General features: G+C 61.5%; 23 protein-coding genes. 15 read left to right on the top strand and 8 right to left on the bottom strand.

The genetic code is table 11. The features are described from left to right. Positions 1–4: 4 nt before the first annotated feature. Positions 5–922 carry a LysR substrate-binding domain-containing protein gene (locus AC1DJO_RS26720; protein ID WP_477973827.1) on the bottom strand — a complete coding sequence of 306 codons (918 nt, stop codon included), beginning with the start codon at positions 920–922 and terminating at the stop codon, positions 5–7. Positions 923–1,026: 104 nt separating this feature from the next. Here AC1DJO_RS26720 and AC1DJO_RS26715 point away from each other — a divergent pair, with 104 nt between their 5' ends. From AC1DJO_RS26715 to AC1DJO_RS26705, 3 genes are read left to right on the top strand one after another with little or no spacing between them, the layout of a single operon-like run. Continuing rightward, positions 1,027–1,446 (top strand): tautomerase family protein, encoded by a 420-nt coding sequence (locus AC1DJO_RS26715; RefSeq protein WP_477973825.1) that lies wholly within the window; start codon positions 1,027–1,029, stop codon positions 1,444–1,446. Next, the gene (locus AC1DJO_RS26710; RefSeq protein WP_477940642.1) at positions 1,443–1,844 is read left to right on the top strand and encodes a cupin domain-containing protein; all 402 of its coding nucleotides are present in this window, start codon (positions 1,443–1,445) and stop codon (positions 1,842–1,844) included. The genes AC1DJO_RS26715 and AC1DJO_RS26710 overlap by 4 nt, the downstream gene beginning before the upstream one ends. After that, on the top strand, positions 1,841–2,395 hold the full coding sequence (locus tag AC1DJO_RS26705; protein ID WP_477973823.1) for a DUF4865 family protein: 555 nt from the start codon (positions 1,841–1,843) through the stop codon (positions 2,393–2,395). Before AC1DJO_RS26710 ends, AC1DJO_RS26705 begins: the two co-directional genes overlap by 4 nt. Positions 2,396–2,468: 73 nt before the next feature. On the opposite strand, the gene pyk is transcribed toward AC1DJO_RS26705, so the two are convergent. After that, positions 2,469–3,908, bottom strand: coding sequence for a pyruvate kinase (gene pyk / locus AC1DJO_RS26700; RefSeq protein ID WP_112385514.1), 1,440 nt, complete (start codon positions 3,906–3,908; stop codon positions 2,469–2,471). Continuing rightward, complete coding sequence (locus tag AC1DJO_RS26695; RefSeq protein ID WP_112385515.1) at positions 3,908–4,378, bottom strand: DUF1036 domain-containing protein; 471 nt, start codon at positions 4,376–4,378, stop codon at positions 3,908–3,910. The genes pyk and AC1DJO_RS26695 overlap by 1 nt, the downstream gene beginning before the upstream one ends. Before the next feature lie 219 nt (positions 4,379–4,597). Here AC1DJO_RS26695 and AC1DJO_RS26690 point away from each other — a divergent pair, with 219 nt between their 5' ends. From AC1DJO_RS26690 to AC1DJO_RS26680, 3 genes are all read left to right on the top strand, one after another. Beyond that, positions 4,598–5,389 (top strand): N-formylglutamate amidohydrolase, encoded by a 792-nt coding sequence (locus AC1DJO_RS26690; RefSeq protein ID WP_477973851.1) that lies wholly within the window; start codon positions 4,598–4,600, stop codon positions 5,387–5,389. A gap of 10 nt (positions 5,390–5,399) precedes the next feature. Further along, complete coding sequence (locus AC1DJO_RS26685) at positions 5,400–5,705, top strand: DUF1244 domain-containing protein (protein ID WP_477973821.1); 306 nt, start codon at positions 5,400–5,402, stop codon at positions 5,703–5,705. Positions 5,706–5,796: 91 nt separating this feature from the next. Next, positions 5,797–6,060, top strand: coding sequence for a DUF2312 domain-containing protein (locus AC1DJO_RS26680; RefSeq protein ID WP_007822869.1), 264 nt, complete (start codon positions 5,797–5,799; stop codon positions 6,058–6,060). A 127-nt stretch (positions 6,061–6,187) separates the two neighbouring features. On the opposite strand, the gene AC1DJO_RS26675 is transcribed toward AC1DJO_RS26680, so the two are convergent. Together AC1DJO_RS26675 and AC1DJO_RS26670 are read right to left on the bottom strand one after the other, a co-directional pair. Further along, the gene (locus AC1DJO_RS26675) at positions 6,188–8,041 is read right to left on the bottom strand and encodes a peptidoglycan L,D-endopeptidase MepK (protein WP_477973819.1); all 1,854 of its coding nucleotides are present in this window, start codon (positions 8,039–8,041) and stop codon (positions 6,188–6,190) included. A gap of 178 nt (positions 8,042–8,219) precedes the next feature. Continuing rightward, on the bottom strand, positions 8,220–9,773 hold the full coding sequence (locus tag AC1DJO_RS26670) for a sigma-54-dependent transcriptional regulator (RefSeq protein WP_477973817.1): 1,554 nt from the start codon (positions 9,771–9,773) through the stop codon (positions 8,220–8,222). Between the two features lie 208 nt (positions 9,774–9,981). Here AC1DJO_RS26670 and AC1DJO_RS26665 point away from each other — a divergent pair, with 208 nt between their 5' ends. The 3 genes from AC1DJO_RS26665 (at position 9,982) to AC1DJO_RS26655 (ending at position 13,869) form a co-directional block, all read left to right on the top strand. Beyond that, positions 9,982–11,835, top strand: a complete 1,854-nt coding sequence (locus AC1DJO_RS26665) for a M3 family oligoendopeptidase (protein ID WP_477973815.1) — start codon at positions 9,982–9,984, stop codon at positions 11,833–11,835. Positions 11,836–12,139: 304 nt separating this feature from the next. Then, positions 12,140–13,246 (top strand): aminodeoxychorismate synthase component I, encoded by a 1,107-nt coding sequence (locus tag AC1DJO_RS26660; RefSeq protein WP_477973849.1) that lies wholly within the window; start codon positions 12,140–12,142, stop codon positions 13,244–13,246. Next, positions 13,243–13,869 (top strand): aminotransferase class IV family protein, encoded by a 627-nt coding sequence (locus AC1DJO_RS26655; RefSeq protein WP_477973813.1) that lies wholly within the window; start codon positions 13,243–13,245, stop codon positions 13,867–13,869. Before AC1DJO_RS26660 ends, AC1DJO_RS26655 begins: the two co-directional genes overlap by 4 nt. Here AC1DJO_RS26655 and AC1DJO_RS26650 read toward each other — a convergent pair. Next, positions 13,866–14,771, bottom strand: a complete 906-nt coding sequence (locus AC1DJO_RS26650; protein ID WP_112518069.1) for a sensor domain-containing diguanylate cyclase — start codon at positions 14,769–14,771, stop codon at positions 13,866–13,868. The genes AC1DJO_RS26655 and AC1DJO_RS26650 overlap by 4 nt on opposite strands. Positions 14,772–14,901: 130 nt before the next feature. On the opposite strand from AC1DJO_RS26650, the gene AC1DJO_RS26645 reads away from it, so the two are divergent. Next, entirely contained in the window at positions 14,902–15,186 is a 285-nt protein-coding gene (locus AC1DJO_RS26645) for a YciI family protein (protein WP_477973811.1), read from the top strand. Here the strand turns inward: AC1DJO_RS26645 and AC1DJO_RS26640 are convergent, their stop codons facing one another. Continuing rightward, positions 15,187–15,486 (bottom strand): type II toxin-antitoxin system RelE/ParE family toxin, encoded by a 300-nt coding sequence (locus tag AC1DJO_RS26640; RefSeq protein ID WP_112518071.1) that lies wholly within the window; start codon positions 15,484–15,486, stop codon positions 15,187–15,189. After that, positions 15,483–15,767 carry a CopG family ribbon-helix-helix protein gene (locus AC1DJO_RS26635; protein ID WP_477940656.1) on the bottom strand — a complete coding sequence of 95 codons (285 nt, stop codon included), beginning with the start codon at positions 15,765–15,767 and terminating at the stop codon, positions 15,483–15,485. The genes AC1DJO_RS26640 and AC1DJO_RS26635 overlap by 4 nt, the downstream gene beginning before the upstream one ends. A 54-nt stretch (positions 15,768–15,821) precedes the next feature. On the opposite strand from AC1DJO_RS26635, the gene AC1DJO_RS26630 reads away from it, so the two are divergent. The 5 genes from AC1DJO_RS26630 to hemH all read left to right on the top strand — a co-directional run bounded on the left by AC1DJO_RS26630 (position 15,822) and on the right by hemH (position 22,063). Continuing rightward, positions 15,822–16,727 (top strand): heme-dependent oxidative N-demethylase family protein, encoded by a 906-nt coding sequence (locus AC1DJO_RS26630; protein ID WP_477973808.1) that lies wholly within the window; start codon positions 15,822–15,824, stop codon positions 16,725–16,727. 136 nt (positions 16,728–16,863) lie between these two features. After that, positions 16,864–18,318 (top strand): homospermidine synthase, encoded by a 1,455-nt coding sequence (locus tag AC1DJO_RS26625; RefSeq protein WP_477973806.1) that lies wholly within the window; start codon positions 16,864–16,866, stop codon positions 18,316–18,318. A 168-nt stretch (positions 18,319–18,486) separates the two neighbouring features. Then, positions 18,487–18,855, top strand: a complete 369-nt coding sequence (omp10, locus tag AC1DJO_RS26620; RefSeq protein WP_112385525.1) for an outer membrane lipoprotein Omp10 — start codon at positions 18,487–18,489, stop codon at positions 18,853–18,855. A 211-nt stretch (positions 18,856–19,066) separates the two neighbouring features. Beyond that, a complete protein-coding gene (locus AC1DJO_RS26615) occupies positions 19,067–20,899 on the top strand; it encodes a 5'-nucleotidase C-terminal domain-containing protein (protein ID WP_477973804.1) in 1,833 nt (610 codons plus the stop codon). A gap of 126 nt (positions 20,900–21,025) precedes the next feature. Further along, a complete protein-coding gene (gene hemH / locus AC1DJO_RS26610; RefSeq protein WP_477973802.1) occupies positions 21,026–22,063 on the top strand; it encodes a ferrochelatase in 1,038 nt (345 codons plus the stop codon). Positions 22,064–22,153 lie beyond the last annotated feature (90 nt).

The raw sequence follows: 22,153 nt of genomic DNA, 5'->3' as shown, positions 1-22,153 counted from the left end.
AGGCCTAACCGCCAGCCAGCCCCTTCACCGGTATCGCGTTGACCAACGCCTCCCGAACGGATTGCAGGACGAGGGAGGCAAGGCGCGCGGTTGCTGCATCCGGATCCGCTTCCGCGCGGTGCAATATCAGCCCGAGCGATGGCAGCGGCGGCAGTCCGGCGGCGCCGGGCGCAAGCGCTCTGACCTTTGAGGGCAGACCAATCGGCGTGCGGATGGTGATCCCGAGGCCTGCCGCGGTCGCTGCCCACAGCCCGCCAAGGCTGGGGCTGACGAAAGAAAGGCGCCAGGGGATGTTGGCGCGGTCGAGAGCATTCGTGGCCGCGGTCCGCAGCAGGCACGGAGCTTCAAGCGAGGCCAGCGGCAGCGGCTCCCCGCTTTCGGCGCTCCACGGTGATGGCCCCGAGGCCGGGCCGATCCATTGCATCGGAACTTCGCCGATCGTCTCGCAATGCGCCGTCACCGTGCCGCTGCTCCAGGCGAGTGCCAGATCGAGCTTGCCAGTTGTCACCCGCTCGATCAGTTCGATATTGCGGACGACACGCGCTTCGATCCGGACCCTTGGGTGCGCCCGGGCAAAACGCCCGAGCACATCGGGCAGCACGGTCTCGCCGAAATCCTCCTGCAGCCCGAGCCGCACCCAGCCCTCCAGCTCGACGCTCTGGATCGCCGCCACCGCCTCGTCGTTCAGTTCAAGCAGGCGGCGGGCATAGGCAAGCATCGTCTCACCGGCTTCGGTCAGCGCCAGGCCGCGCCCTGCCTTGCGGAAGATCGGCATCCCCGCCTGCTCTTCAAGCTTCTTCAATTGCGCGCTGACGGCGGATGTCGAACGTCCCAGACGTTCGGAAGCCTTGGCGAAATTGCCGAGCTCCATGCCGGTCGCGAAGGTTCGGAGAACGTCCATATCGAAATTCGTCTTGCGCATTATAAATCCCATTTTTCAGGATCATATGTTCAGTATATTCTGATTTTATGGATCAACCTGTCGTGCGATGCTCCTCCTGTCAAGATTTCAAACAGGAGGCTCCCATGCCCTTCGTTCGCATCTCCCTTCTCAAAGGAAAATCGCCGGAATACCTGCGCGCCCTTTCGGACGGCATCCATCGCGCGCTCGTCGAGGCGTTCGACGTGCCACCTGCCGACCGTTTCCACGAAATCCAGCAGCATGAGCCGGGCGAACTGATCTTCGACCGCAACTATCTCGCCGGTCCACGCTCCGACGACTTCGTGCTCTGCGCGATCCGCGCCGGCCGGCCGCGGACGACGGAGATGCGCAAGGCCTTCTTCAAGCGCGCCGCCGAATTGCTGAGCGAGGCGCCGGGGCTTCGGAAGGAAGACATCATGATCACCATCGTCAGCTCCCAGCCCGACGAATGGTCCTTCGGCGACGGCCTGGCGCAGATGGCGGATGACGGCTGGCGCGCCCGCGCCATGGGAGAGCCGTCATGAGCGGCAATCCTCTCACGATGACCATCCGCCGACCGGGAAACGTCACGCGCTCGCCCGATGGCGTGGCATCGGCACCCTTCTGGGTCGAGATGCTGCTCGAAGGCGAATCTCGCGGCGAGAACACGGCCATGCGGGCAACACTCGATCCCGGCACCGTCACCAACTGGCACACGCATCCGCGCGGTCAGCTGCTCTATGTCCTCTCCGGCATCGGCCGCGCCCAGCGCGACGGCGGCCCGGTGGAGGAACTCAGAACCGGCGACGCCGTCTGGTTCGCCCCACATGAGAAGCATTGGCATGGCGCGGCCGTCGGCAGCCCTTTCAGCTACATCAGCATCCAGGCGACCGACGGTGAACGCATCGTCGACTGGCTGGAGCCCGTGGAGGTATCCCGATGATCGCCATGCAATACAGCTTCACGCTACCCGCCGATTACGACATGGGCATCATCGACCGCCGCATCCGCGACCGTGGGCCGGGAACGGATGGCTTCCCGCATCTGGGTTTCAAGGCCTATCTCAGCGCCAGGAAGGGCGAGTTCGGCAGCGCGGAAAATCTCTATGCGCCCTTCTATCTCTGGAACGAGCCTGAAGGCGCCAGCAATTTCATCAGCGGGCCGGGCTTTGAGGCACTGACCCAGTCCTTCGGGCGCCCGAGCATCCGGCAGTGGATGGTCTGGCATGCAGCCACCGCGCCCGATCTTGGCAAGGCGCAGTTCGCGTCAAGCGAGGTACTCCCCATCGAGCCGCATGCGGATTTTGCCGGACTGAGGGTGCAGGAAACGGAGCGCGCGGCGCAGACAAGCCGCGGGCGCGGTGTGCTGGCCGCAATCTCGGCTTTCGAAGCGACGACGTGGTCGCTCGTCCGCTTCACCCTCTATCGGGAGGCGCCGCTGATATCGGGTGATGGCCAGATCTACCGGGTCGGCCACATGTCCCTGCCCGCTTAAGCCGATCTGCCCAAAAAAGAAAAAACCCGCCGTGTTCGCGGCGGGTTTTTGTATTCGTTGCAATCTCTGAGGATCAGATGCCGCTGCGGCCGTCAGAGCCGATATAGGCGATGCGGATCATGTTGGTCGCACCCGGCGTGCCGAGCGGAACGCCGGCCGAGATGATGATGCGGTCGCCCGGCTTGCCGAAGCCTTCGTCGGCGACGATACGGCAGGCGCGGTTGACCATGTCGTCGAGATCGGTCGCGTCGTGGGTAACGACGCAGTGCAGGCCCCAGACGATCGCCAGACGGCGGGCCGTCTTGATGATCGGCGACAGCGCCAGAATCGGAACCTGCGGGCGCTCGCGCGAGGCGCGCAGACCCGTCGTACCCGACGAGGTGTAACAGACGATCGCCGAGAGCTTCAGCGTTTCGGCAATCTGGCGGCCGGCGAGCGAGATCGCGTCGGCACCGGTTGCCTCGGGCTGAGCGCGCTGCGCGTAGATGATACCCGGGTAATGCGGCTCGCGCTCGATGGCGGTGGCGATCGACGCCATGGTGGCCACGGCTTCGACCGGATAGTCGCCCGATGCCGATTCAGCCGAGAGCATGACGGCGTCGGCGCCTTCGAAAACGGCGGTCGCAACGTCAGAGACTTCGGCGCGGGTCGGAACCGGCGCAGTGATCATCGATTCCAGCATCTGCGTCGCGACGACGACGGGCTTGCCCGAACGGCGGCAGGCGCGGATCAGCTGCTTCTGGATGCCGGGAACGGCTTCGAGCGGCATTTCGACGCCGAGGTCGCCACGGGCAACCATCAGGGCATCGGACAGCTCGATGATTTCTTCGATGCGCTCGATCGCCTGCGGCTTCTCGATCTTCGACATGATGCCGACGCGGCCCTTGGCGATCTTGCGCACTTCGGCGAGATCTTCCGGGCGCTGCACGAAGGAGAGCGCAACCCAGTCGACGTCGTCGGTGGCGAGAACGGCATCCAGATCGACGCGGTCCTTATCCGTCAGAACGCCGACAGTGAGCAGCGTATCGGGAAGGCTGACGCCCTTGCGGTCGGAAATCTTGGTGCCCGAGATAACCGTGGTGACGATGCTCTTGCCGTCGCACTTTTCAGCGCGAAGGGCGAGCTTGCCGTCGTCGATCAGCAGGCGGTGGCCCGGCTGTACCGATTCCAGGATTTCCGGGTGCGGCAGGAAGACGCGGGTGGCATCGCCGGGCGCTTCGTTGTTGTCGAGCGTGAAGGTCTGGCCGGGCTTCAGGTCGACCTTGGTATCGGCGAACTTGCCGACGCGAAGCTTCGGGCCCTGGAGGTCGGCGAGAATGCCGATCGGGCGGCCGGAGCGGGCTTCGACCGAGCGGATGCGCTGGATCAGCGAGCGCATCACGTCATGGCTCGCATGGCTCATGTTGATGCGGAAGACATCGGCACCAGCCTGGTGCAGCTTCTCGATCATCGCTTCGTCGCTGGAGGCGGGGCCGAGCGTGGCGAGGATTTTTACTTTGCGGTTACGCTTCATCAATTCGGGCTTTCTTGCGTTCCGGGCGTATCGGAAAGTTGGACCATCCAGCTACCCTGGCGGCCCGTATCATATTCCTTGAACCCCATCTTCTGGTAGCCACGGGCATAGCAATCATTGACGCCCGTGATCTTGAACTCGTTCTCCGCTACGCACATCTGCACATCGCCCGTCCAACGGCCTCCCCGGGCGGCATCTTCTGCGTAGAGGTAGTAATATCGCGACTGCAGCTCTCCTTCGATCAGCGTCGCGCAGGTCGTCGCCGGGACCTGCCACCAGCCTTCGGTGATCCAGCCATCCTTGGCACGATAGCCGATGGCGACGCCGACCAGATTTTGGGTGCCATTGCAGACGCGGAAATCCGCGCGTGCCGCGTTTGCGGCGAAGAATGGCATCATGGCTGCGAATGCGAACAAAGCGAGGCGGGCAAGCGGCCCGGACCGGGTGAGGAAACTTGGTGCGGCTTGCATCAACACGGCTTCCGATTTGCTCCCACGGTTATTCGTTTTCCCGTGCCTTCTTGCGCCGCCATCCCGCGAATGTCAACGCGATGCTAATCGATTATATTCCTTTCATAACCTGCTTGTGACCGGCGAGTCACGGCTGTTGCCGTCTCATCCCGCTTGAACCTCCGGCACGTGCATGCGATCAGTGGCGCCTTGCCCGAAATGACGAATGGCCCTTCGCTGATGGAAGACTTCAAACCCTTCGAAATCCTACCCGGCAATCATGACAGCGGCATGGTGATCCTTGGCGATCACGCCATGAACCGGCTGCCGGAAGGTTATGGAAAGCTTGGCCTGCCGGAGACGGCCTTTGCCCGGCATATTGCTTACGACATCGGCATCGAGGGGCTGGTGCGCAGCCTCTCCACCAGGCTCGGCGTTCCCGCCGTCCTCGGCGGTTTCTCGCGGCTGCTGATCGATCCAAACCGCGGTGAGGACGACCCGACGCTGATCATGAAGATCTCGGATGGCGCCATCATTCCGGGCAACCACCCGATCTCCTCCGCCGAATGGCAGAACCGCATCGAGCGCTTCCACCGGCCCTATCACGATGCCGTGGCGGAGGAGGTTGCCAAGGTGGCGAGCGCCACGGGCAAGGCGCCGCTGGTCCTGTCGCTGCATTCCTATACGCCCGCCTGGAAGGGCGTTCCCCGCCCGTGGCACGCAGCCGTCCTCTGGGACAGCGACCACCGCGCCGTCGGCCCGCTGCTTGATATGCTGCGCCGCGATCCCGATCTCATTGTCGGCGATAACGAACCCTATGACGGCGCGCTGAAGGGTGACACCATGTACCGGCACTGCATGGTATCGGGCATTCCGCACGCCCTGCTCGAAGTCCGTCAGGATCTGATCGGCGACGAGGCCGGCATCGCCGATTGGGCGGCGCGGCTGGCACCGGTCTTCGAGGCGATGAATGCCGATCCGGCGCTGCACGAATACCAGGTGCACCCGTCGCGCACCGGCCCCTATGCATGAAGGAAGCGATATGACCGACCTGACGAAAGAACAGCAGACAGAGTTCGAGGCCGCCGCCTTCCGCAGGCTGGTGGCGCATCTGCGCGATCGCACCGACGTGCAGAACATCGACCTGATGAACCTTGCAGGCTTCTGCCGCAACTGCCTGTCGAACTGGTACCGCGAAGCGGCCGAGGAAAACGGCGTAGCCGTCACCAAGGATCAATCCCGCGAGATCGTCTACGGCATGCCCTACGAGCAGTGGAAAACCCTTCACCAGAACGAGGCTTCGGAAGCACAGAAAGCCGCTTTCGACACGAACAACCCGCACAAATAAGCCGATGATGGCCGAAGGGGCTTGACCGCGGCGCCGCTTCACGGCAGTCAACGCCCACGAATTTCAATCCGCAAAAATCAGGAGAACACGGATGTCTGATGCTCACGGCGTCGCCCGCGATCAGCTTCGCGCTTTTGTCGAGCGTATCGAACGCCTGGAAGAAGAAAAGAAGACCATCGCCGACGACATCAAGGACGTCTACGGCGAAGCCAAGGGCATGGGCTTCGACACCAAGATCCTCAAGAAGGTCGTTGCCCTGCGCAAGAAGGACGAGCAGGAGCGCATGGAAGAAGATGCGATCCTCGACACCTACCTGCATGCGCTCGGCATGATCGAGTCACCGCCGGAAGGCTGAGCCGCGACGGCATAGTTCAAAAGCCGCCAGGCCTCGCGCCTCGGCGGCTTTTTCTATGGCCTGACGGGTCCACAAACAAAAAGGCCGCCGGATCGCTCCAGCGGCCTTTGTCAAACGATTGGACGCCTCAGTTCGTGTTGAACTTCTTCACTTCCATGAAGTTGACGGCCGTGCCGCTGAAACGGCCGGGATCGATGGAAGCGGTCTTGACGTTGAAGCCTTCGGCATAGACGGCGGTCGGCTGTGCGCGGAGCGTCTGGCTAACGAAGCGCGGCGCCTTGACTGGCTTGGTGACCATTTCGAGACGCGCATTGGTGAGCGCCCACTGCGAGATCATCTTTTGCGTCAGCTTGGGCTCGGTGCGAACCGAAGCGCGGCCTGCATCGGCGGCGGCAGCAACGGCCTTGGTCGGACGTCCACCCTTGGACGGCGTTACAGGGACGGCATCATCAACGCTGACCTGCTGCTGAGGCAGATCGAAGTTATCGCCGAAGCTCGCAGACTTTGTCGGCGCAAGTGCTGCAAGCTGCACCGGCGCCTTGGCGGCGGCAGGCTTCGATCCGGGCATAGCGGCATTGATCGCCTGCTCGACCGTCGCCGGCGCGAGAGCGGCAACCTGCGGACCGGAAGCAGCGCTATCCTTGTCGAGCTGCTGTGCAACGGCAGGAGAAAGCTGTTCGGCTTCCGCTTCGTCGCCCGCAGCATCCGGGTCAGCATCAGCCGCTGCAGCCAGAAGGTTTTCGGCAGCGACAGGGCGATCAACAGGCGTCGGAACAGGAATGGACGGATCGACGGAAGCCACTTCCGCATCACCCGGCTCGCGGCGCTGACCAAGCAGTTCCGGAACAGGAACATGATAGGTGCTGAGATCGGCAAACTGCTGCGGCTGATCTTCCTGCGCGGTCGCGGCAGCAAGAGCCTGCTGAGCTGCATTGCCCGAATTGGCCGGAAGCATCGCATTGGCGACTTCGCCACCGCCAAGCTGACCGGCGAATGCCGGACGAACCTGCGGAACCGGCGCATTAACCGCGGCAACCTGAACTTCTTCCTGCACCGGCTCGGCCGCGGCGGCCGGAGCTTCAGGCTTGGTCGGCGTTGCCTTGGCAACAGCGACAGGAGCCGAATCGTCCGAGCTGTCCTCTTCTTCGTCCGCACCGCCACCGAACAACGCTGCAAACAGCGTCTTCGGCTTCTTCGTTTCAGAGAGACTGTCACCACCGACCGCAGCAACCAGCGTGTCGGAATTCACGCGGCGCTTGTAGTCGGCCAGAGCCTGCTGGTAGCCGGGAAGCGGCGTGCCGTCGGCAGGGATATGAAGCGTATTGCCCTTCGGGAAGAGGCGGACGAGCTCATCGCGGCTCATGCGCGGCCAGGCACGAACGCCGCCGACATCCATGTGCACGAAGGGCGAACCAGACTTGGGATAGAAGCCGACACCGCCGACCTGCATCTTCATGCCGATCGCACGTAGCGTCGCTAGCTTCACGTCAGGAATGAAGAAGTCCATCGCCTTGCCGAGCATATGCTGGCTCTTCTCGGCGACACCGGAATTGCGCGAACGCGACTTCAGCATCGCATTGGTGCCCGGCGAGCGGAAACCGCAGACGACGTTGATGTAATCTTTCGAGCCACTCTGGCGGTAGACTTCCCAGATCAGGTCGAACAGATGCGGATCCATCTTCGTCGGCTGGTTCTTGCGCCAGTCACGAAGGAATCGATTCAGCTGCTCAAGACCCTTCGGGTCGAACTTGCCGTTGCGCTTGTAGGTGATGACGGCCTTTTCACCGGTATGGATGAAATAGAGCTTCAGGCTGCGTGTTTCGCCGGCCGCTTCGGAAGGCGTGCCGACGAATACAGGTGAGGATACCGCAAGCGCGAGGAGGGCGGCCATTGCCGTCCGGACCACCTTTCCGCCAACGTTGGCGCACAGCGTACGCCAGCTCAAGCGCGAAGGCTTGGTATGCTCATTCAGATCCGGCAAACTCAATCCCCGTCAGACTGCCAAATGTCCGGCTGTCCCAATGACTGTCAAATGCGGTGACACGATGGCAAAAATGCCACACACGATCAACCTTTTCTTTACATAGTCAACGATCGACTAACAAGTGGTTTATGAACAGTAACCGAACATGCTTGCGGGAATATTAACGGATTGTGGACTAAGCGGCGTCCTTCTGGGGATTATCGGGGTCAATGCCGTAGTCCTTCAGCTTGCGATACAGCGTCGAACGGCCGATCCCCAGTTTCCTCGCCACTTGACTCATCTGGCCCCGGTAGAATTTAAGGGCGAATCGGATCAACTCCTCTTCGACGTCAGCAAGTTTCCTCACCTCGCCGGCTGGATTGACGCTCGCGATCGCGTTTTCGGCGCTATCGGCGTGACGATGCGCAGCATCGAGAACCGAGGGCGGCGGAACGCTGTAATCAGATGCCGCGAACTCCGCATCGTGATCGCGATGCGTGTTGTCGGCGACCAGCGCCAGGTGATCGATCACATCATATTCCGGCAGCTGCGCCGCAATCTGCGGGAAGTCCGACTCCGTCAGCTCAGAGCCTTCCGCCAGAACGACAGCACGGAAGATGGCGTTTTCCAACTGCCGGATGTTGCCCGGCCAGTCGTAAGCCGTCAGCAGTGCCAGCGCACCGGAATTGACGGTCATGCGATGGCCGTTCTTCTGCTCCGATGAGAACCGGTCGGTGAAGACGCGTACCAGATGCGGAATGTCTTCCTTGCGCTTGCGCAGCGCCGGAATCGTGATCGGGAAGACGTTGAGGCGGTAATAGAGATCCTCGCGGAAGTGGCCGTTCTTGACCTCCTCGATCAGATCCTTGTTGGTCGCCGAAATCAGCCGGACATTGACCTTATGTGCGGTGCGGGCACCGACAGTCTCGATCTCGCCCTGCTGGACGGCGCGCAACAGCTTGACCTGAACCTCAAGCGGCAGATCGCCGATCTCATCGAGGAAGATCGTGCCGCCATCGGCCTCCATGAACTTGCCGGTATGGCGCTCGGTCGCACCGGTAAAGGCACCCTTCTCATGGCCGAACAGAATGCTCTCGACCAGATTATGCGGGATAGCACCACAGTTGACTGTTACGAACGGCTTGCCGGAGCGGTCGCCGGCAGACTGAATCGCCCGGGCAACAAGCTCCTTGCCGACGCCGGACTCACCTTCGAGCACAACAGGAATATTCGATTGCGCAGCACGCTGCGCCAGATCGATGACGCGAAGCATTGCCGGGCTTGCCGACACGATATCATCGAAACCAACGACGCCGGAGCGCGAACGGCGGCCGGAGCGGGCCTTCACTTCGCGCTGGTCGAGCTTCATCGCATTGGCGATCGAGGTGGCAATCCGCTCGGGCGAGACAGGCTTGACGACGAAATCGAAGGCGCCGGCGCGCATCGCCTGGACAACCGTTTCGATGCCGCCCTGCCCGGTCTGCACGATCACCGGGATCTGTGTGCCGAATTCGTGCACTGCTTCCAGGAATTCGAGACCGGTCATCTCCGGCATCATCAGATCGAGCACGATCACATTGAAGAGGCCAGCATCGCGCTTGACCATTTCCAGGCCGATGCGGCCGTTTTCTGCCTGATGGACGACGTGCCCGTGGCGCTCGATTGCGTTCTTCAACAGACGGCGCTGTACCGGGTCATCCTCGACCACGAGTATCTGCCCTGCCCCTTTGAGCTCATTGTAACCGGTCATTGTCGCCTCACTTCATGCGAAACCTAGGTTGCACTCTGCCTGAAAGGCTTGAACATCCAGTTTTGAGAAATAATTGCATTTTAACGATTGTGACGATGGCGAATCCGTATCGAACCGGGGCCTTTAACGCGCCGAAAGCCCCTTGATGCGGGACCTTCCGGCGCTTAGGTAGTCAGACCTGTTTTGAATGAGGAAGAGGAGCTTCGCCATGAATCTTGCGCTCAACGCTGCCGGTCTTAATTTCTCGGCAACATCTGCCGGTGGCGCGGCCGACGCTGCCCTCGGCGACCTTCCGGTCTGGAAACTGCAGGACCTCTACCCTTCGGCAACCTCGACGGCCTTTACCAGCGACATGGAAAAGGCTGGCAAGAACGCGATCGCCTTCGAGGACAAATGGAAAGGCAAGCTCGCGGAAGCCGCCACCAAGACCGGCGCCGATGGCATCGGCCAAGCGCTGAAGGAATATGAAGCGCTCGACGACATCATCGGCCGTCTCGGCTCGTTTGCCGGCCTCACCTATTTCTCCGATACGACGAGCCCTGTTAACGGCAAGCTGTATGGCGACGTGCAGGCGCGCATCACCGAATTCTCAGGCCACCTCTTGTTCTTCGCGCTGGAACTGAACCGCATCGACGACGCCGTCGTCGATGCCTGCATGGAAAACGACCCGGCCGCCGGGCACTACCGCCCCTGGCTTGTCGACCTGCGCAAGGACAAGCCCTATCAGCTGGATGACAAGCTGGAGCAGCTCTTCCTCGAAAAGTCGATGACATCGGCCGCCGCCTTCAACCGCCTGTTCGACGAAACCATGGCCGAGCTTCGCTATGAGATCGACGGCGAGAAGGTGCCGCTCGAAGTCGCGCTCAACATGCTGCAGGACCCGGATCCGGAAGCCCGCCACAAGGCGGCGATGGCGCTGGCCGAAACCTTCAAGGCCAACATCCGCGTCTTCACGCTGATTACCAATACGCTCGCCAAGGATAAGGACATCGCCGACCGCTGGCGCGGTTTCGAGGACATCGCCGACTCCAGGCACCTTGCCAACCGTGTCGAGCGCGAAGTGGTCGATGCTCTGGCTGCCGCCGTCAAGCAGGCCTATCCGCGGCTGTCGCACCGCTATTACAAGATGAAGGCGAAATGGCTCGGAATGGACCAGATGAATTTCTGGGACCGCAACGCACCGCTGCCGGAAACCTCGAACGCCGTCATTTCCTGGAACGAGGCGAAGGATACCGTTCTCTCGGCCTATGGCAACTTCGCCCCCGAGATGGCCGATATCGCCAGGCGCTTCTTCGACGAACAGTGGATCGACGCGCCGGTTCGCCCCGGCAAGGCGCCCGGCGCCTTCGCGCATCCGACGGTGCCGTCGGCTCATCCCTATGTGCTCGTCAATTACATGGGCAAGCCGCGCGACGTGATGACGCTCGCCCATGAGCTCGGCCACGGCGTCCATCAGGTTCTTGCCGGCGGACAGGGCGCGCTGATGTGCCAGACGCCGCTGACGCTGGCCGAGACCGCTTCGGTCTTCGGCGAGATGCTGACCTTCCGCGCCCTGCTCGACAAGACGGCGGACAAGCGCGAGCGCAAGGCGATGCTCGCCCAGAAGGTCGAGGACATGATCAACACGGTCGTGCGCCAGATCGCCTTCTACGAATTCGAGCGCAAGCTGCACACGGCCCGCAAGGCCGGCGAACTGACATCCGACGATATCGGCGAACTCTGGCTATCGGTCCAGTCCGAGAGCCTCGGACCGGCGATCAAGATTTCCGAGGGTTACGAGACCTACTGGACCTATATCCCGCACTTCATCCACTCGCCCTTCTACGTCTATGCCTACGCCTTCGGCGACTGCCTGGTGAATTCGCTCTATGCCGTCTACCAGAAGGCCGACAAGGGTTTTCAGGACAAGTATTTCGAGCTGCTGAAAGCCGGCGGCACCAAGCACCATTCCGAACTCCTGAAGCCCTTCGGCCTGGATGCCACCGATCCGTCGTTCTGGAGCAAGGGACTGTCGATGATCGAAGGGCTGATCGACGAACTGGAAGCTTTGGATAAGGGCTGAGACGATAGGCCTTCTTCTCGCGGGGGGAAGGTGGACGAAAGGCGATCAGCGAGACGGCTTTCCGGATGTCAGCGGGTTACGCCGTCCTTGCTGTCGCCCAAGAGAGAACGAATGACGCCAACCCACCCACTCCCTCATTCCTGTGCTCGTCACAGGAATCCAGCCACGGCGCGTCTGCGCCGTGAAGGGGCTCTTCCGCGCCCAAGGACTTGGGCGCACTGGATTCCTGTGACAAGCACAGGAATGAGGGAGGCGTAAATTGAGCCCATTCATCCTCTTCCGCGACGACACAACCGATCAGACGATGCTCTTCGCCGAGCCGTCCGAAACCATCATCGCGAACGACCGAGCCGAATTCTTCGCCGCCCTGCAGCGAATGCAGGACGCCAAGGCCGCACGCAAATGGCTGGCGGGCTACATCTCCTATGAGGCCGGCTACGTCTTCGAAGACAAGCTCGCCCCCAAACTCCCCGCCAATCGCCAATCCCCTCTCCTCTGCTTCGGCGTCTTCGACGGCCCGGCACCGGATGGCCACACCCTGTCGCAGCCAGTCCGCCGCCGCGACAACGAGGAATTCCTCACAGCCCCGAAAGCCGGCTGGAATTTCGAGACCTACAAGACCCGCTTCGACCGCCTCCATTGGCACCTGCGCCAGGGCGATTGCTACCAGGCAAATCTCACCATGCCGATCGAGGCGCGCTGGAGCGGCGATCCTCTCGCCGCCTTCTGGTCGCTGATCGAGCGCCAGCCGGTTAAATACGGCGCCTATGCTGATCTCGGCGGTCCGATCATACTCTCGCGCTCGCCGGAACTCTTCTTCCGCACCGATGAGGACGGCTGGATCGAGACGCATCCGATGAAGGGCACCGCCCGGCGCGGGGCCGACGCGAAAGAGGATGAAGCGATCAAAGCCGCCATGCTGGCCGATGTGAAGACCCAGGCCGAGAACCGGATGATCGTCGATCTCCTGCGTAACGATATCTCGCGCATCACCGAAGTCGGAACGCTCGACGTACCAAAACTCTTCGACATCGAGAGCTACCCCACGGTGCACCAGATGGTGAGCCATGTGCAGGCGAAGCTCCTTCCCGATCTGGCGATCCGCGACATTTTCGCCGCGCTCTTCCCCTGCGGCTCGATCACCGGCGCCCCAAAACTCAGCGCCATGCAGATCCTCGACGATCTCGAAGACCAGCCGCGCGATGTCTATTGCGGCGCAATCGGCATGATCGCCCCTTCGGGTGCGATGCGCTTCTCCGTCGCCATCCGCACCGTCAGCCTCTTCGAGGATGGCCGCGCCGTCTTCAATGTCGGCGGCGGCATCGTCTTCGATTCCACCGCCGAGGCCGAGTATGACGAGTGCCTGTTGAAGGCGCGCTTTGCGATCGGCGATCAGGAGATCGCCCGATGAGCGATTTCTCGCTGATCGAGACGATGCGCTGGGATCCGGAAGTGGGCTTCACGCGGCTGCGGCTGCATATCGCCCGCCTCGAGCGCTCCGCTCGCCGTATCGGCTTTGCGGCGCCAAAACATGCAATCGACGAGCTCGAGCGGGCGGTTATCAATGCACAAGGACCGCTTCGCGTCCGCTTGACCCTGGATGCGGACGGCAGGATCGAGGTCACGAGCGCGCCCTTCGCGCCGCTTGCTTCAGGCACCATCTGGAAAGTGAAACTCGCCGCCCGGCGTCTCGATAGCAGCGACAAGCTGCTGCGCATCAAGACGACCCGCCGCGAGGTCTATGAGACGGCGCGGGCGGAATATGCAGCTGCTGATGCCGACGAAGTGCTGATGCTCAATGAGAAGGATGAGGTCTGCGAAGGCACCATCACTTCGGTCTTCCTCGACGACGGCTCCGGCATTCTGCGCACGCCGCCGATCTCCTGCGGCCTGCTGGCCGGCGTGTTGCGCACCGAGCTGATCTGCCAGCGCAAGGCCCGCGTCGGCCGCATCGGTCTTGCCGATGTCGCCGCCGGCAAGCTCTACATGGGCAACTCGCTGCGCGGATTGATCCCCGCCATGCTCCTGCCTTAGGCGACGATCTTCAGCCGATCGCGGCCGCTCTGCTTGGCAACATAGAGTGCCTCGTCCGCCCGCGCATAGATCTGCTGCACCGTATCGCCGATCCTGAGCTCTGCAAGCCCGGCCGAGCAGGTGTAGGAAAATGCCGGCGAAGCCAGCAGCGGCCGCGCAACGCGGACACGGTCGAGCACTCGGTCGACGATCTTCTCGCCCTGTTCCAGCGTCGTATCCGGCAGAACCAGCATGAACTCCTCGCCGCCGATCCGCCCGAAACTGTCGCGGCGGCGGACCATCGGCTGGACCCGGCGGGCAAAATCGATCAGCACCAGATCCCCCACCTGATGGCCGAAGCTGTCGTTGATCCGCTTGAAGAAATCGAGATCGATGATGCACATGCAGCCGCTGATCGACACGGCCGAACCCTGCCGAAGGATCATGTTCTCAAGCGCCGCCATCATGAAGCGCCGGTTGGAAATGCCCGTCAGCTCGTCGGTCTGCGATGCTTTCAGTGCGAAGTCGCGATCCTGCCGGAGATCGCGCTGGCTGGTCTTCATATGCGTGATGTCGCTGGCGATGCAGAGCATCCAGCCGTCACGCTGAACCGTCTCCGTCATCCAGAACCATCGGCCATCGACGACATCGGTCTCGAAAGCACGGAACGGCAGCTTGCCGCGGCGCGACTGCGCCGAAATTAGCCAAGCCTCGAAATCGGCTGTACGGATGATCGTACCGCGTCCAGCCTTAGTGTTGCGGCGCATGAGTTCGGCCCATGTGGGCGTTTCGTCCGGCTCGATGGCGAAGATGGAGCGAAAGGCGGCGTTCGCATATTGCAAACGGTCATCCTGATCGTAGAGCCCGATCAGCACGGCACTTTCTTCCTGCAACTCCGCAAGCCGCTCCGATATCTGGGTCATCCGATGGTCCCGGGCGTGCTGTGGCGATGTGTGGCACATTGCGGCGAAAGTCTAAAAAGAAGATGGATGGACCAGTCCCATTTCGGTTATCAACAGCCTCATAACGGCACACAGCTTTCAGGATCGGAACATGTTCATTCTCTCCCTCACCTACGTGAAGCCCAACGAGGAGGCCGACAAGCACATGGAACCGCACATGGCCTGGGTGAAGGAAGGCTATGCAAAGGGCTGGTTCCTGGCCTCCGGCCGCAAGGTCCCGCGCACCGGCGGCGTGATTTTCGCCATCGGTGACCGGTCCGAGATCGAAGCCTATGTCGCGGCCGATCCTTTCACGGTGCACGGCGTTGCGGAATATCAGGTGACGGAAGTGGCATTGACAACGGTCAATGAGGGATTGGAAGCTTTGAAGGGATAGCTAGTCGCCCGGCTTCAGATCGGTACGCGGGGCGTGCCGTCTACCATCAAAAACTTCGATGATCTCAATGTCTTGGTCGGAAATCCGATAGATGATCGAATAGACCGACCCGGCAACAAGCAACCGCCGGACATGGTTCCTATGGGTGGCCAAGCCGAGTTCAGGCTGTTCACGCAACAAGTTTGCCGACCGCAGAATCTTGTCCGCTACAGCTTTGGCAGCACCCGGATGATGCTCAGCAATGTAGTGGCGGATGGCCAGCAAATCGGCTCGTGCGAGCGCCGCCCATAGAAGCTTCATCGCCGGGCTTTGATAACGTCAATTTTGGGCGGCGATTTCTCTTCCGCACCACCCCATGATTCCAGCCATTCCGACATGGCGTCATGAGAAACAAACTGACCGTCATCTGCAGACCGAAGGGCTTCGTCGATCGCCGCAGCCTGCTCGTCTTGCCGCTGGAGGTAGTCGGCAAGTGCTTCGCGCGCGAGCGTCGACGCATCGCGTTTCGTCATGCGCGAAAGCTGATCGAGCTGACGCTTCATCGGGTCGGGCATATCAAAGGAGACAGTATTGCTTGCCAAGAAGCTTTCCTTTCACTCTTGCATCAAGCCTAGCAAACCGGCAGTTTCCTGACAATGAAACTTCCCGCTTACACACCCTATGATGGATCATCCAGGCCGTTCACCATCGGCCTGATGCCGCTCGATATCGCCAGGTGGATCGAGCCGGATGCGGATCTGGCACGCTATCTCCGGGAGAAGCGCAGCCTCATCGGCGCTCATCGCGAGGACGTGTTTGTCGCCGAAGACGCTACGCGGGCGGCACAGGAAGAATGTCTGGCGCTGCTTGCGGACTATCTCTGCTCTGCCCATCCCGATCTGTATGCCCGCCACGGCAGCGTCATCGAAACGGCGGGCACCAGAATTGATCTCGCCGACAGCACACTGCCGCCGCTGGTGAAAGCCGGCCTCCTTGTTGCCGATGATCTCGTCATCATGCGCCGCAAGGATGATGGCTGGCATTTGGTCGCAGGCCACGTCTCCTTCCCGTCTTCCTGGTCGCTGCAGGAAAAGTTCGGCCGTCCGATGCAGGCGATCCATGCGGATGTGCCCGGTTTCAGCGAAGGCACGCGCAACGCCGCGCTGATCACCCGCATCTTCGACAATCTGCAGGTCACCCAGCCAGTCGAGCGGATGAATTGGTCGGTCAACACGACTGGCGATCTCTTCCTGCCGCTCTCCAAGCACCGCCGCCCGCCTTCTGCCGACGATTTCACGCTGGCCGAGCGCTTCGCCCGCGTCGAGCGGCAGACGCTGCGCAAGCTTCCCGTCTCAGGCGATATCGTCTTCACCATCCGCGTCTATGTCGATCCGATTGCAGCGATCGAACATCACCCGCGGGCCGCGGAACTCGCCTCAAGCTTCGCGTCACAACTCGACGCGCTGGACGAACATCAGGCCGCCTACAAGGGATTGACGCTGCAGAAAGCTGACCTCGTGCAGAAGCTGCACAGCCTTGCACAGCAGCTGGCGCCCGCCTGATATTTGCTTTCCCGGACCAAACGCTCTTTATTGTGACGCCATTTTATGGTTAGAGCCGGTCACTTCGCTTATTTTCAGCGCATTTTGAAGAATTCTTGAGGCTGATTGCCTTCGCCGCCTTCCACAGGAGAAAAGAATGACGGAACAGACCCACCCGGTATATGCCGAAATTACCGGCCCGATCGTGATGATCGGCTTTGGCTCCATCGGCCGCGGCACGCTGCCGCTGATCGAGCGCCACTTCAAGTTCGACAAGAACCGGTTGGTTGTCATCGACCCGCGCGAAGAGCCGGGCGACATGGAAATCCTCAAGAAGCACGGCGTCCGTCACATCAAGGAATATGTGACGAAGGACAACTACAAGGACCTCCTGAAGCCGCTGCTGACCGAAGGCGAAGGCCAGGGCTTCTGCGTCAACCTCTCGGTTGACACCGGCTCGCTCGACCTGATGAAGCTCTGCCGCAAGCTTGACGTTCTCTACATCGACACCGTCGTCGAGCCGTGGCTCGGCTTCTATTTCGACAAGAGCATGAAGAACGCCGACCGCACCAACTACGCGCTGCGCGAAACCGTGCGCAAGGAAAAGGAAAAGAACCCGGGCGGCGCAACGGCCGTTTCCACCTGCGGTGCAAATCCGGGCATGGTTTCCTGGTTCGTCAAGCAGGCGCTGGTCAACCTCGCCAACGACACCGGCCTGAAGTTCGAAGAGCCGGATCAGCATGACCGCGAAGGCTGGGCCAAGCTGATGAAGAAGCTTGGCGTCAAGGGCGTCCACATTGCCGAGCGCGACACGCAGCTCACCAAGACCCCGAAGCCGCTCAACGTCTTCTGGAATACCTGGTCGGTCGAAGGCTTCATCTCCGAAGGCCTGCAGCCGGCGGAACTCGGCTGGGGCACCCACGAAAACTGGATGCCGAAGAACGCCAAGAAGCACAAGAAGGGCAACAAGGCAGCGATCTACCTGGAACAGCCGGGCGCCAACACCCGCGTTCGTACCTGGTGCCCGACGCCTGGCCCGCAGTACGGCTTCCTCGTCACACACAACGAATCCATCTCGATCGCCGACTATTTCACGGTTCGCGACAGGGACGGCGAATTGACCTTCCGCCCGACCTGCCACTACGCCTATCATCCGGCCAACGACGCCGTTCTCTCGCTGCATGAGATGTTCGGCAATGGCGGCACCGCGCAGCCTGTGCACCACGTCCTCGACGAGGACGAGCTGGTCGAAGGCATCGACGAGCTCGGCGTGCTGCTCTACGGCCACGAGAAGAACGCCTACTGGTTCGGCTCGCGCCTGTCGCTCGAAGAAACCCGTCGCATCGCGCCTTACCAGAACGCCACCGGCCTGCAGGTCACCTCGGCCGTTCTCGCGGGCATGGTCTATGCCCTCGAAAACCCGAAGGCCGGCATCGTCGAAGCCGACGAGATCGACTACAAGCGCTGCCTCGAAGTGCAGCTGCCTTACCTCGGCCCGGTCGAAGGACACTACACCGACTGGACCCCGCTCGATGGCCGCCCGGGCCTCTTCCCCGAGGACATCGACACCAAGGATCCGTGGCAGTTCAAGAACATCCTGGTTCGCTCCTAATCGCGAACCTGCAGAGACAAAATGCCCGCCGAAAGGCGGGCATTTTTGTAACGCCTGCTGTGTAATTTCGCTTGCAGCTTGTAGAAGGCTTGCCTTGGCGGCCGCCTCGCGCCATGTTTTTTCCAGAACTTGCGGATATCGTCCGCCGCCAATCGCCGGAGAAGCTTTATGAAGTTGAGAAATATCGCCGCGCTCGCGGCTGCAGCAGCAGCGCTCGCAGCTTGTGTTTCCTCTGATCCCCGTCCCATGCCGGTTTCCACCCGTGCCGCGCCAACGGGCGTTGAAGGCGCATGGCGCGATCCGAACGGCATCGTCTCGACCTTCCAGGCTGGCACCTTCACCACCCGCACGACCGACAGCAACCAGCTGCTGGCATCCGGCACCTATGTGAACACCGGACCGTCTCTGGTGGAGATCAACATGACCTCGCTGGTGCGCAAGACCCAGTCCAAGGTCAACTGCGCACTGGTCAATCAGGGCCAGCTGAACTGCACCTCGGATGCCGGCGCGCAATTCACGCTGACGCGCAGCCTGTAACCGCACTTCACCGATTACCGAGAATTAAAAGCTCCCCTTCGCGGGAGCTTTTTTGTTTACCGCCACTTGGAAAGCACGCGGATTGGCCCAGCTTTTCGCTTGCGGTTGCGTAGGTGAGATGAAAACATCCGGCGCGCCGGGTAAAACGGCTAAGAGGGATCGGCGGAACAGCCAGGGGTAAGCGCTGCCGCCGGAAAATCAGGAGAACAGGATGACGAAATCCTTTAGTTTCGGTCTGCTTACGGCATCCATGCTGGCGCTCAGCACGGGCGCGGCTTTCGCCGACTATCAGCTCAATATTCTTCACATCAACGATTTCCATTCCCGCATTGAATCGATCAACAAGTTCGATTCCACCTGCTCTGCCGAGGAAGAAGGCAAGAAGGAGTGCTTCGGCGGCGCCGCCCGCCTGAAGACCGCGATCGACCAGCGCCGCCAGGCCCTCTCCGGCCAGAACGTGCTGCTGCTCAACGCCGGCGACAATTTCCAGGGCTCCCTGTTCTACACCACCTACAAGGGTGCAGCCGAAGCCGAAGTGCTGAACGCCATGAAGTTCGATGTCATGACCGTCGGCAACCATGAATTCGACGACAGCGAAGACGGCCTCGCCACCTTCCTCGACAAGGTGCAGTTCCCGGTCATCTCCGCCAACGTGCTGGCCGGTGACGGCTCGAAGCTCGGCGACCGCATCAAGCCGTCGCTGGTTCTCGATGTCGGCGGCCAGAAGATCGGCATCGTCGGCGCCGTCACCAACGATACGGAAGAACTCTCCTCGCCTGGCCCGAAGGTGCTGATCGCCGACGACGTCGCCTCGATCACCGCAGCCGTTCAAGACCTGAAGGCGCAGGGCATCAACAAGATCATCGCGCTGACCCATGTCGGCTACCCGCGCGATCTCTCGGCGATCGCCAAGATCCCTGATGTCGACGTCGTTGTCGGCGGCCACTCGCATAGCCTGCTGTCGAACACCGATCCGAAGGCCGAAGGCCCCTATCCGACGCTGGTCGACAACCCGGGCGGCTACAAGGTTCCGGTCGTTCAGGCCGCATCCTACAGCAAGTATCTCGGCGATCTCGTCGTCGATTTCGACGACGCCGGCGTCGTCAAGAGTGCCAAGGGCGATCCGATCCTGATCGATTCTTCCTTCACCCCGGATCCGGCGCTCACCGCCCGTATCGCCGAGCTTGCCAAACCGATCGAAGACCTGCGCAAGAAGGTCATCGGCGCGTCGGAAGGTCCGATCGAGGGTGATCGCACCATCTGCCGCGTCCAGGAATGCTCGATGGGCAATCTGGTGGCCGATGCCATGCTCGACCGCACCAAGAGCCAGGGCGTCCAGATCGCCATCCAGAACGGCGGCGGTCTGCGCGCCTCGATCGACGGCGGCGAAGTCACCCAGGGCGAGGTCATCACCGTTCTGCCCTTCCAGAATACGCTGGCGACCTTCCAGCTGACCGGTGCCGACGTCGTCAAGGCGCTCGAAAACGGTGTCAGCCAGATCGATCAGGGTGCCGGCCGCTTCGCGCAGGTTGCCGGTCTGAAATACAGCTTCGACGTCTCCAAGCCGGTCGGCAGCCGCGTCAGCGATGTGCAGGTTAAGGACGGCGATAATTTCGTCGCCATCGATCCGGCCAAGACCTACGGCGTTGCGACCAACAACTTCATGCGCGCTGGCGGCGACGGCTATTCGATCTTCGAAACAGCAGGCAAGAATGCCTACGACTTCGGCCCCGATCTTGCCGATGTCACCGTCGGATACCTGACGGCGCATAACCCTTACAAGCCCTATACCGACGGACGCGTGACGGCGATCGCAGCCGCTGGTGCCGCCGCACCGGCAGCGCCTGCTGCGGCACCGGCTGCGGCTGCTCCGGCAGCGGCAACGCCCGCCAGCCACGTCATTGCTGCTGGCGACACGCTCTGGGATCTCGCCAAGCAGTTCTACGGCAATGGCGAACTCTGGAAGAAGATCTCCGAAGCCAATGGCAGCCCGAACCCGCGCCGCCTGATGGTTGGCGAAGAGCTGAAGCTTCCGGCGAAGTAAGACGATTTGTCCCGATCTTGAAAGCCGGTCCGGGGTTCCCCGGGCCGGCTTTTCTACTTATAGGGTTGAACCAATCACGTCCGGCTGCGTATGAGCCGGCGAAGACATGAGAGCGTTGGGGCCAGAATGACGACCGCAGAAATTTCGAACCGCCCGGCGGAACACCCGCCTGTGACCTTCGGCAAGGTGGGCGTGCTGCTCGTCAATCTCGGCACACCGGATGGCACCGACTATTCCTCGATGCGCCGCTACCTCAAGGAATTCCTGACCGACAAGCGCGTCATCGAATGGTCGCCCTGGAAATGGTACCCGATCCTGTTCGGCATCGTGCTCAACACCCGCCCCGGCAAGGTCGGCAAGGCCTATGAGCTGATCTGGAACAAGGACAAGGATGAGAGCTACCTGCGCACCTATACGCGCAGCCAGTCGGACCTGATGGCCGAGCGCCTGAAGGACCTGCCGAATGTCGTCGTCGATTGGGCGATGCGCTACGGGAACCCGTCGATCGCCTCGAAGATCGATAGCCTGAAGGCCGCCGGCTGCGACCGCATCGTGCTCTTCCCGCTTTATCCGCAATATGCGGCAGCAACGACGGCAACGGTCAACGACAAGGCGTTCCAGAAGCTGCTCACCATGCGCTGGCAACCGGCCCTGCGCACGATCCCTGATTATCACGACGACGAGACCTATATCGAGGCGCTCACCAATTCGGTGACCAACCATCTGGCGACGCTGGACTGGGAGCCGGAGATGATCCTCGCGTCCTTCCACGGCATCCCGATGTCCTACTTCAAGCAGGGCGACCCCTATTACTGCCAGTGCCAGAAAACCGGCCGCCTGCTGCGCGAACGTCTCGGACTGTCGAAAAACAAGTTCACGGTCACCTTCCAGTCCCGCTTCGGGCCCGAGGAATGGCTGCAGCCCTATACCGACAAGACAATCGAGAAGCTGGCGCAGGACGGCGTCAAGAAGATTGCGGTTCTCAATCCCGGCTTCGTCTCCGACTGTCTGGAGACACTGGAAGAAATTGCCGAACAGGCAGCCCACTCCTTCCATGAGAATGGCGGCGAGAAATTCGCGCATATCCCCTGTCTAAACGACAGCGAAGACGGCATGCGCGTGCTCGAAAAGGTGGTGCGGCGTGAGCTTCTCGGCTGGGTCTGACCCGGCCAGCGGCTTTTTGTTGCGGATCATTGCAAATAACGGGATAAGTCTCCACGTTTGATGTGTGCCGGATATTCCGGCAACAACCGG

This window comes from Rhizobium sp. 05N430, assembly GCF_056396985.1.
This window is presented reverse-complemented; position numbering and strand designations above follow the sequence as displayed.